Below are 9,324 nucleotides of genomic sequence, written 5' to 3'. Positions count from 1 at the left end.
TGAAATTATCGGATGGGGATTTTGTTGGTATTAATACAGAATCGAACATGGGAGGATCCAGAAACAGAAACAACACCCATTAGAACACCTGTAAAATTAATAAAATCTGGTTAAGATATTGAAAAAACTGGTGCGCCCTACAGGATTCGAACCTGTGACCTACGGCTTAGAAGGCCGTTGCTCTATCCAACTGAGCTAAGGGCGCTCGTGATATTGACGACAACTAAAATAAACTCTAACAGTCAACTGCGGATTGGAATTATACGGGCAGCCACTATCGAGTCAATGGCTTTTTACCTCATGATTTATCGTCTGTACATTTTATCGTAAATTAATTGCTATTCTAAACCTGACAGCGTAGCCAGCTTCTGACAAAATAGTCTATTCCCGCTTTTTTTAATTGATGGACTCCTCGAACGATGTCAGCAAAAATTATTGACGGTAAAGTTATTGCTCAAGAAGTAAAAAATGAGGTCACTGTAGCGGTAAAAGAGCGTGTAGCTAAAGGCAAACGCGCTCCTGGTCTGGCAGTGGTATTGGTTGGTACAAATCCAGCGTCGCAAATTTATGTTGGCAGTAAGAATAGAGCTTGTAAAGAAGTCGGTTTTGTTTCTTTTCCTCATCATTTACCTGAAATAACCACTGAAACTGAATTATTATCCTTGATTGATAAATTGAATCAGGATGACCAAGTTGATGGTATTTTAGTTCAGCTACCTCTGCCTGCTGGAATTGATAATGTTAAAGTCCTGGAACGCATTCATCCCAATAAAGATGTTGATGGTTTCCATCCGTACAATGTTGGTCGTCTGTGTCAACGTGCGCCTACATTACGCCCCTGCACACCTCGTGGCATCATTACTTTGTTAGAAAAAAGTGGAATTAAGATTCAAGGTCTGAATGCCGTGGTGGTCGGTGCTTCGAATATTGTCGGCCGGCCCATGAGTTTGGAACTTTTGCTTGCCGGTTGTACCACTACCATCACTCATAGATTCACGATTAATCTACGTCAACATGTTGAAAATGCTGATTTATTAGTTGTCGCTGTTGGGAAACCCAATTTTATTCCGGGCGAGTGGATTAAACCTGGGGCCGTCGTGATTGATGTCGGGATCAACCGTCTCGAAAATGACAAGACAGTCGGTGATGTTGAATTTGATAGTGCAGAGCAGCGAGCAGGTTGGATCACCCCTGTGCCAGGCGGCGTTGGACCGATGACGGTTGCCACTTTAATGCAAAATACCTTACAAGCTTGTGAAAACAGTGAGTTACCGTATCAACAAGATAAAATTCAAGGAGAGGTGATAATTCAACAAAAATATCAGCAGCGCCGTAAGACATTGTTGGCAAAGATGCCGATCAGCAGTGTGGCTGTTATTTTTTCCGCGCCACAGGTAACACGTAATGCAGACTGTGAATATCCTTATCGCCAAGACAGCAATTTCCGTTATTTAACCGGTTTTAATGAACCAGAAGCGGTATTGGTTTTGGTGAAAAAGAGTGAAATTGACACCGAAAGTGTATTGTTTAACCGAAAACAGGATCCCATTGCCGAGATTTGGTCTGGACGACGTTTAGGACAAACGGCAGCACTGGAGCAATTGGGTATTGATCGGGCGTTACCATTTGATGAAATCAGTGAACAACTCTATTTATTGCTCAATGGGGTGGACGTGGTTTATCACGCGCAAGGTCAATACGCTTATGCTGATCACATCCTGTCTACTACATTAGAGCGATTACGTCTTGGCTTGAGTAAAAATTTACGTGCGCCTGCAACATTAACCGATTGGCGTCCGTGGTTGCATGAAATGCGCTTATTTAAGTCGTCAGAAGAAATTGCCGTAATGCGTCGTGCCTGCGAGATCAGTGCCGGTGCCCATACTCGGGCGATGAAAATTTGCCGCCCAGGGCTGTTCGAATATCAGCTTGAAGGTGAAATTCATCATGAATTTACCCGGCATGGTGCCCGTTACCCTGCTTATGGCACCATCGTTGGTAGCGGCGATAACGGTTGTATTTTGCATTACACCGAAAATAAATCTAAGTTGCGTGATGGTGATCTGGTGTTGATTGACGCCGGTTGTGAATATCAGGGGTATGCTGCTGATATCACCCGTACGTTTCCGGTTAACGGTAAATTTAGTCCACCGCAACGGGCAATTTATGACATAGTGTTAGCATCAATTAATAAAGCATTACAATTGTTCAGACCGGGCATCAGTATCCACGATGTAAACCAAGAAGTGATAAAACTTATGATCAACCGGTTGCTAGATCTGGGTATTTTGCAAGGGAATGCTGAAGAATTGCTGGCAAAGCAGGCTCACCGATCATTTTTTATGCATGGTTTAAGCCATTGGTTGGGGATGGATGTTCATGATGTGGGTAATTACTGTTCTCCAGAAAAAAATCGGATCTTGGAAGTCGGTATGTTACTGACGGTAGAACCTGGTTTGTATATTGCTCCTAATGCTCAGGTTCCAGCAGAATACCGTGGCATCGGTATTCGTATTGAAGACGATATTTTGATCACTGAAAATGGTAATGAAAACCTGACGGCCAGCGTGGTAAAAGAAACAGGTGCTATTGAAGCGTTAATGGCGGCAAAAAATTAATCGATGAGTATTATTATCGTTGGCGCAGGTATGGCAGGTGCCACCCTTGCATTGGCAATTTCATCGCTAACTGGTGGCAAAATTCCAATATCATTGGTGGAAGCTTTGTCACCGAATGCTATGCAACATCCAGGCTTTGATGCGCGTGCGATTGCGTTGGCACAAGGCACGTGCCAACAATTAACCCGTCTAGGGATCTGGTCAGCACTGGCTGATTGTGCAACAGCAATCTCTCGGATTCAGGTCAGTGACCGTGGTCATCTTGGCTCCGTTAATTTACGGGCTAAAGATTACTTTGTCCCTACGCTAGGTAATGTGGTTGAGTTGCACGATGTAGGCAAACGCCTATTTGCGTTACTGGAACAAGCACAGGGTGTCAATTTGTATTGTCCAGCGAAAGTCGTCAATGTTGTTAGGACACAGGAAACAGCGAGTGTTACCTTAGATAATGGGCAGCAATTAACAGGAAAATTGTTGGTCGCCGCTGATGGTTCTTACTCGCAGTTGGCGGGTGGTTGTCACATTCATTGGCAACAACAGGATTATCAACAAATTGCGGTTATTGCCAATATCACAACAGCGGAAGATCCCGCCGGACGTGCTTTTGAGCGTTTTACCCGTTCTGGTCCACTGGCATTACTGCCGATGTCACAGCAACGCTGCTCGCTGGTTTGGTGCCATGCACTGCAAGATCGTGAGCAAGTGGACAGGTGGCATGATGCACGTTTTTTATCGGAGTTACAGCAGGCTTTCGGCTGGCGCTTAGGTAAAATTCTACAAGTCGGTAAGCGACATAGCTACCCGTTACATTTGCTTACCGCATCGCGCCATATCAGCCATCGTCTGGCGTTAGTGGGTAATGCAGCACAAACCCTGCATCCCATTGCTGGGCAAGGATTTAATCTCGCTCTACGGGATGTGATATCGTTGGCTGAAACCTTAGCAGAGGCGGCACGGCACAGTGCTGATCTTGGAGCCTATCAGATCCTGAGCCAATACGAATCGCGACGTCAAAAAGATCAGCAAGCAACCATAGGTGTCACTGATGGGTTAATCCACTTGTTTGCCAATGATTACTGCCCTTTGGTTATTGGGCGTAATCTTGGTTTGATGGTCATGGAACAGATGCCGACAATGCGGGATGCGTTTGTCCGGCGTGCTTTAGGTTGGAGTCAAGGTTAATGTATGCAATCATTTGACGTGGTTATCAGCGGTGGCGGTATGGTCGGTTTGGCTCTAGCCTGTGGATTACAAGGCAGCGGTTTACGAGTTGCGTTATTGGAACCAAACCCAACTGAAAATAAGCTGGGCTTCCCTTTACCTGATGCACCTGCTTTGCGGGTATCTGCTATTAATACGGCAAGTGAACGTTTGTTACAACATATTGGTGTTTGGGATAATATTTTGGCATTACGTGCCAGCCCTTATGGTGGGATGGAAATCTGGGATAAAGATAGTTTCGGCAAAATCGCTTTCCACGCCAACGAGTACGGTTTCAGCCATCTGGGACATATCATAGAAAATCGGGTGATTTTGCAAGCATTGTGGCAGCGTGCTAGTCAGTTAGCTCATATCACCCTACTGGTACCTGCCAAGTTGAAGCAAGTAGCTTGGGGAGAAAACGAGGCTTTTATTACACTGAGCGATGGTCGTCTACTCAGCGCTCGCTTGATGGTGGGTGCCGATGGAGCCAATTCATGGCTGCGCCAATATGCGGATATACCAAAAACATTTTGGCATTACCGTCATGACGCGCTGGTCGCTACTATCCGTAGTGAAGAACCTCATCAGATTAAAGCACTTCAGGTGTTCCACGGTGATGGTATTTTGGCATTTTTACCGTTTTGCGATCCCCATCTCGGTTCTATTGTTTGGTCACTGCCGCCTCAGCGTGCCACTCAGTTATCGCAGTTACCCATAGAGCAATTTAACCGTGAGCTGGCGACAACATTTGATATGCGTTTAGGTAGGTGCCAGCTAGAAAGCGAAAGACAGACTTTTCCGTTGATAGGTCATTACGCACGTAGTTTTGCCGCTCACCGTTTAGTGCTGGTGGGCGATGCTGCTCATGGTATACATCCGCTGGCTGGACAGGGGGTTAATCTAGGTTTTATGGATGTGGTGGAGTTAATCTTTGAACTTAATCGTTTGTACCGTCGAGGTAAAGATATCGGTCAACATCTTTGTCTGCGCCGCTATGAACGCCGCCGTAAGCACAGTGCTGCACTCATGCTAGCCAATATGCAAGGATTCCGCGAATTGTTTGCAGGTAATAATCCACTACAAAAATGGTTGCGAGACATCGGGCTAAGCCTGACAGACAAGCTGCCCGGTGTGAAACTAAAGTTGCTGCGTCGAGCTATGGGCTTAGATGATATCCCTGATTGGCTGTGATCCTAGATAGTGCCGTCATGAAATTTTGAGCCATAGAGCAAGGCATCACATTTGTACAGCAGCGAGAAAAGAGGCGGTATTTTTTGCATGCGTGTAGCAATACCCCGCCAAAATGTGTAGCGGTTTGAGCGAAAGTGAGTTTTTCTTTAATAGCCAAAGCTTGTTGGCCAAATTTTACTGGATATGTCATCGCAATATTATACTTCAATTTATATGGAGTCAGCTATACATACAAGGTTTATCACGGAAAGCAATTACCTCTTATTATCAAAAACGTGCATTGCCACGCAAAGGAAAGAGAGGCAGGGTCAAGAAACCTTCGTTTATCTCCTGTCGTCGAGAAATCGATGAGTGACCACAAAACCCTGACCTTCACCGTCGGGGTTTTTGCATTTGAAGTTGATGAAAAAGATATACTCATTTGACTTGAATGATGCTAGTTTTCTTATTGAAAAAATTATTTTTATCAATAAAACAATAATGTTGCATAAATTAATGGCTCTTTATGTGTTTTGGATTCAGGGGGGAGCGCAAAACCTTAAGAATATTGTTGCCGTTATGCATAAATTGGTCGCTATAATGAGTAGCGTTTATAAACGAAAATCGCCTTGGGTTGAAAATCTTGCTTAATTCTCTTGATTTCTAATATAGATGCTGAAGTTACTTATTCTGACTGGTTACAGCAACAACCCTATCATCGTCACGTGCAGGTGCTGGGCAAAATCCGTGCTAACCGACGTATTTTTCAGCGACAAAGGGGGAATGGTTCACCTCGGAACAACTGCGTGAAACCATCCATATAGAGTAGAAATCCAACAGTCAGCACAAACGATAAAGCACCCGACATGGCCGACCGGCTAGCACAACTTAACATGTGTTTGCTTGAGATAGCAAAAAATACGGTTACTCTACAGTAGAGTTGACATTGATGGGCAGTTTCTGTGATGTATCACACATAGCTTCCACTATTGAGACAAGGAGAACCTAATTGTTTTTCTTGAACGCTCTCGCATCACTTATTTGATTCGGCCAAAAATAGTCTTTTACCGCATTCTCCAATGGACCCACGGGATTACTGCTTGGTAACTCATGTTCTATGATAAATGTTATCTTTGCATGCGAGCGGCTAAAAGAATGACTTCCCTGAAAAATATCATCGATTTGCTTCCGGGATATATTATTGCTAGATATATCAATGTAACTAATACAAGATAACGTGCAGATAGCCGCTGGTAATTCGGTAAATTCATTGTAACTGAGGTCGAGGACAGTGAGTTTCATGGGCAAGGTTATCGGTAAATGGCTTAGGCAGTTCGCAGCAACATTGAGCACCTCTAGTGAGCCCGGTAAATTTTCCGATAAGTCATCCAGCTGATTGTGGTTAATATACAGCTCCTGTAGCAAGGGGGGTAAATTCTTCGGCAGTTTGGTTAGGCAGTTTGCGGTAACACAAAGGACCTTCAGTGAAGGCGGTAAATTTTCCGGCAAAGAGATGAGTTGGTTATAACTGACATCCAGCTCTCTTAACGAGGGCGGTAATTTCTCTGGTAGGTGGGTCAGCCAGTTACCGGCAACCTTCAGTACTTGTACGAGGGGAGGTAATTTCTCTGGTAGGTGGGTTAGGTCGCAACCGGATAAATCCAATTCCACCGCGTTTACTCTCAGACATTCTTTCAATTTATTGATGACTACACCAAGAAATTTTCTGGCACCGGGTGTGACTGTTTGTGCCCATTCATCCCATTTTTCATGAAAATAGGCATGACTGCTTTCTGTATTATTACAGACAGTTACCGATTGCACGGAAGTTGAAGAAAAAATTGGGGTGGAAATCGAACAATGACGACCCATTTTTTATCCCTCTTTTTTATAAGGGAAATTTTTTTCCCCGCAGAATGGGAAACAATCAACCGTAAGTGAATCACCACAGCTTACTAAAAGAGAATGCTGTATTAAAATATAGATGATGGTGTCAGTTCCGTCCATGACGGTTCACATGCAACTACACCATGACTCCGTGTTACTACCCATGTAACCCACCCAGGCAACTTAACATGGGTTCTCATCACATAAAGTAGCAAAAACCGGACAGGTTAAAGTAGCGTTGATAACCAACGCCACTCAATATGAAAACGCTTCGCCGTTTCTTTTATACTCAACCCTTATTGCTCTCGAATAATCAATATTTTTTGCCGAAAATCAACTGAATAACTCATCTTTAACTCATTTGAATTATTTTTTATATTGTAATTAAAGTTAAATTTCATAGCTATATGCAAAGAATACCACTTCGTTTTTGGCTGCTGTACAAATACGATGCATTGCTCTACGACTCAAGATTTCATGACGATATTATCTAGTAGGGCCTCGATCATAGCGCCGTAAAAAACAGCGAACGGATGCTTTATTTGATAATTTTATTGACTCAGTGTGTCAGGCAAGTAGAATGCACCGCATTGAAAGACGGTATAGCACGGCGGAAATAGAATTGCGGGAATAGCTCAGTTGGTAGAGCACGACCTTGCCAAGGTCGGGGTCGCGAGTTCGAGTCTCGTTTCCCGCTCAAAATCTACAGATAAAAAAATTTGTTGACTTCAAATTATAAAAAAAGTCAGAAGTAAAGGATCTAAGAAGTTAGGCGCGTTAACAAAGCGGTTATGTAGCGGACTGCAAATCCGCCTAGTCCGGTTCGACTCCGGAACGCGCCTCCAAAATTGTTTAGCCCGGGTGGTGGAATCGGTAGACACAAGGGATTTAAAATCCCTCGGCCTTAAGGCCGTGCGGGTTCAAGTCCCGCCCTGGGCACCACTGGTTTTAAGTTTTAAATCAAATAGTTGTCTTTAAACAAATTGATGATGAGAAGTACATTTTTTAATCAGCTGCACGGTTTTCAGAATATCGCTTCAGAATATTATTGACCTCCTACCACCGGAACTACGTTAATTTTCCTGTCGTAGCGAGCGGTTTGTGCCACATTCTTATGACCTGAAATAGTCTGTTTTTCATACAATGTGCCTTCGAGATCGGAAATTCCCTTCGCTTTTAAATCGTGAAAAGTGAAGTCAAATGCCAGTTCAGGGTATTTCATTTTTGCCTCTTGCTTGGCCTTTAGCCACCGGCTGTTAAATCCATCCCGCGTATACCGCGCACCTGAAACCTGGTGAATAACAAAAATGCTGCTCATTCCCGTATTGAGTGGAAGTGACTTTGCTTGATTAATCACGGCTCTTAGTCGCTCAGTCCAACCTTTTATTTGTGCGACACCTGTTTTACTTTGTTGCAGCAATATACCTTCTTCAAGAACGTGCTCTTTTCTTAAAGCAAGAATGTCTGATTGCCTCGCACAACATAAATAAGCCAGCTCCATAGCAATTTGAACCACCCAAGGTGAAACATGATATAACGCGTCATATTCTTTATGCGTGATATACCGGGTTCTCGCTATTTCTTTGAACTGCTTGACACCTTGGCAAGGATTCATTTTGACTTTTCCTCTCTCATAACCCCAGCGGAATACACGAGAGATAAACGCCTTCTCGCGATTCGCCTGTATCCGACTTTTCACCCCACGGTGGTCCATATATTTCCTAATGTGCTCAGGTTTAATCTTATCAGCAGACATCTTACCGAAAACGGCCAGCGCGTTTTGTGCATATTTTCGGTAATCCTTCTGTGTTTCCCCTGCTAATTCAACAAAATCACCCGAATTAAAAAATTGCTCAACCAGGCCGGAGAAAATACTTTCGTCTTGCTTATGATTTAATAACGCTTCATAAGCCGCCCATACTTGTGAAGGCGTTGCTGTCAAATCACACAGTCTCAGGGTACCACCCAACTTGGGTTTAAACTCATAGGCTGAACGCCCTCTGTAAGTCCGAGGAGGCATCCAGTTATCTGCTGGCTTGCTCCGTTTTCTTCCCATCAGTTCAGTGCCCCAAAGTTAGGTGCAGCTGTTTCTTTGATAGGGTTTAGATGACGGAAACTGAGTGGATTTTGGAAGTGTCCCCATGTCGTCTGTGGACGCCCATCTCGGCGGGTGATAAAAAATATTCCCGCTGAATGTAATGATTCACACTGTTTTGAGGGGATTTTATAGCCTGTCAACTGTATTAAATCTTCAATGCTGATTATCTCATTGGCATCATGTTGAAACATCGTTATTTCCTTAGTCTTGTTATGAGTGAGTTGGTTTTGTAGCGTGAAGTGATATTAGAATTTCAGTTAGGGTGGAGTAATTGGGTAAGTTTGATCATTTGATTGTATTTTCCCATCACGCCTATTTTTTTCTTTATGCAGGTTTCTATAAACGTTT

At 43.7% G+C, this 9,324-nt stretch carries 7 protein-coding genes, 4 tRNA genes and 1 pseudogene; 8 read left to right on the top strand and 4 right to left on the bottom strand.

The window, feature by feature from the left end; translation table 11 throughout:
- Positions 1-128: 128 nt before the first annotated feature.
- A tRNA-Arg gene (locus AAHH42_RS02910) sits at positions 129-205 on the bottom strand.
- A gap of 214 nt (positions 206-419) precedes the next feature.
- On the opposite strand from AAHH42_RS02910, the pseudogene folD reads away from it, so the two are divergent.
- The 5 genes and pseudogenes from folD to AAHH42_RS02885 form a co-directional block, all read left to right on the top strand.
- Positions 420-1,205: pseudogene (gene folD, locus AAHH42_RS02905) on the top strand (bifunctional methylenetetrahydrofolate dehydrogenase/methenyltetrahydrofolate cyclohydrolase FolD); the annotation flags it as partial.
- A 99-nt stretch (positions 1,206-1,304) separates the two neighbouring features.
- Positions 1,305-2,618 carry a Xaa-Pro aminopeptidase gene (gene pepP, locus AAHH42_RS02900; RefSeq protein WP_072551073.1) on the top strand — a complete coding sequence of 438 codons (1,314 nt, stop codon included), beginning with the start codon at positions 1,305-1,307 and terminating at the stop codon, positions 2,616-2,618.
- Positions 2,619-2,621: 3 nt separating this feature from the next.
- Positions 2,622-3,800 carry a 2-octaprenyl-6-methoxyphenyl hydroxylase gene (gene ubiH / locus AAHH42_RS02895; RefSeq protein ID WP_072551069.1) on the top strand — a complete coding sequence of 393 codons (1,179 nt, stop codon included), beginning with the start codon at positions 2,622-2,624 and terminating at the stop codon, positions 3,798-3,800.
- A 3-nt stretch (positions 3,801-3,803) separates the two neighbouring features.
- Positions 3,804-5,012: an FAD-dependent 2-octaprenylphenol hydroxylase gene (gene ubiI, locus AAHH42_RS02890; protein ID WP_342221652.1), complete on the top strand. Its 1,209-nt coding sequence runs from the start codon at positions 3,804-3,806 to the stop codon at positions 5,010-5,012.
- Between the two features lie 393 nt (positions 5,013-5,405).
- The gene (locus AAHH42_RS02885; RefSeq protein ID WP_072551067.1) at positions 5,406-5,642 is read left to right on the top strand and encodes a hypothetical protein; all 237 of its coding nucleotides are present in this window, start codon (positions 5,406-5,408) and stop codon (positions 5,640-5,642) included.
- A 354-nt stretch (positions 5,643-5,996) separates the two neighbouring features.
- Here the strand turns inward: AAHH42_RS02885 and AAHH42_RS02880 are convergent, their stop codons facing one another.
- The gene (locus AAHH42_RS02880; protein WP_342221651.1) at positions 5,997-6,863 is read right to left on the bottom strand and encodes a hypothetical protein; all 867 of its coding nucleotides are present in this window, start codon (positions 6,861-6,863) and stop codon (positions 5,997-5,999) included.
- Positions 6,864-7,502: 639 nt separating this feature from the next.
- Between AAHH42_RS02880 and AAHH42_RS02875 the strand changes: the two genes are divergently transcribed.
- The 3 genes from AAHH42_RS02875 (at position 7,503) to AAHH42_RS02865 (ending at position 7,820) form a co-directional block, all read left to right on the top strand.
- Positions 7,503-7,575: transfer RNA gene (locus tag AAHH42_RS02875), tRNA-Gly, on the top strand.
- Between the two features lie 74 nt (positions 7,576-7,649).
- A tRNA-Cys gene (locus tag AAHH42_RS02870) sits at positions 7,650-7,723 on the top strand.
- 10 nt (positions 7,724-7,733) lie between these two features.
- Positions 7,734-7,820: transfer RNA gene (locus AAHH42_RS02865), tRNA-Leu, on the top strand.
- 103 nt (positions 7,821-7,923) lie between these two features.
- On the opposite strand, the gene AAHH42_RS02860 is transcribed toward AAHH42_RS02865, so the two are convergent.
- Entirely contained in the window at positions 7,924-8,934 is a 1,011-nt protein-coding gene (locus AAHH42_RS02860) for a tyrosine-type recombinase/integrase (RefSeq protein WP_119797153.1), read from the bottom strand.
- On the bottom strand, positions 8,934-9,167 hold the full coding sequence (locus AAHH42_RS02855; protein ID WP_119797152.1) for a DUF4224 domain-containing protein: 234 nt from the start codon (positions 9,165-9,167) through the stop codon (positions 8,934-8,936). Before AAHH42_RS02855 ends, AAHH42_RS02860 begins: the two co-directional genes overlap by 1 nt.
- Between the last annotated feature and the right edge of the window lie 157 nt (positions 9,168-9,324).

This window comes from Candidatus Fukatsuia endosymbiont of Tuberolachnus salignus (assembly GCF_964030845.1).
Taxonomy (GTDB): domain Bacteria; phylum Pseudomonadota; class Gammaproteobacteria; order Enterobacterales; family Enterobacteriaceae; genus Fukatsuia; species Fukatsuia symbiotica.
Note: the sequence above shows the minus strand (reverse complement) of the source record. Positions and strands in the feature narration are given on the sequence as shown.

Excerpts from the sequence above, each read along its gene's own strand:
- ubiH (WP_072551069.1), top strand. The coding sequence starts at position 2,622 with ATGAGTATTATTATCGTTGGCGCAGGTATGGCAGGTGCCACCCTTGCA.
- AAHH42_RS02880 (WP_342221651.1), bottom strand. The coding sequence starts at position 6,863 with ATGGGTCGTCATTGTTCGATTTCCACCCCAATTTTTTCTTCAACTTCC.
- AAHH42_RS02860 (WP_119797153.1), bottom strand. The coding sequence starts at position 8,934 with ATGGGAAGAAAACGGAGCAAGCCAGCAGATAACTGGATGCCTCCTCGG.
- AAHH42_RS02855 (WP_119797152.1), bottom strand. The coding sequence starts at position 9,167 with ATGTTTCAACATGATGCCAATGAGATAATCAGCATTGAAGATTTAATA.
- ubiI (WP_342221652.1), top strand. The coding sequence starts at position 3,804 with ATGCAATCATTTGACGTGGTTATCAGCGGTGGCGGTATGGTCGGTTTG.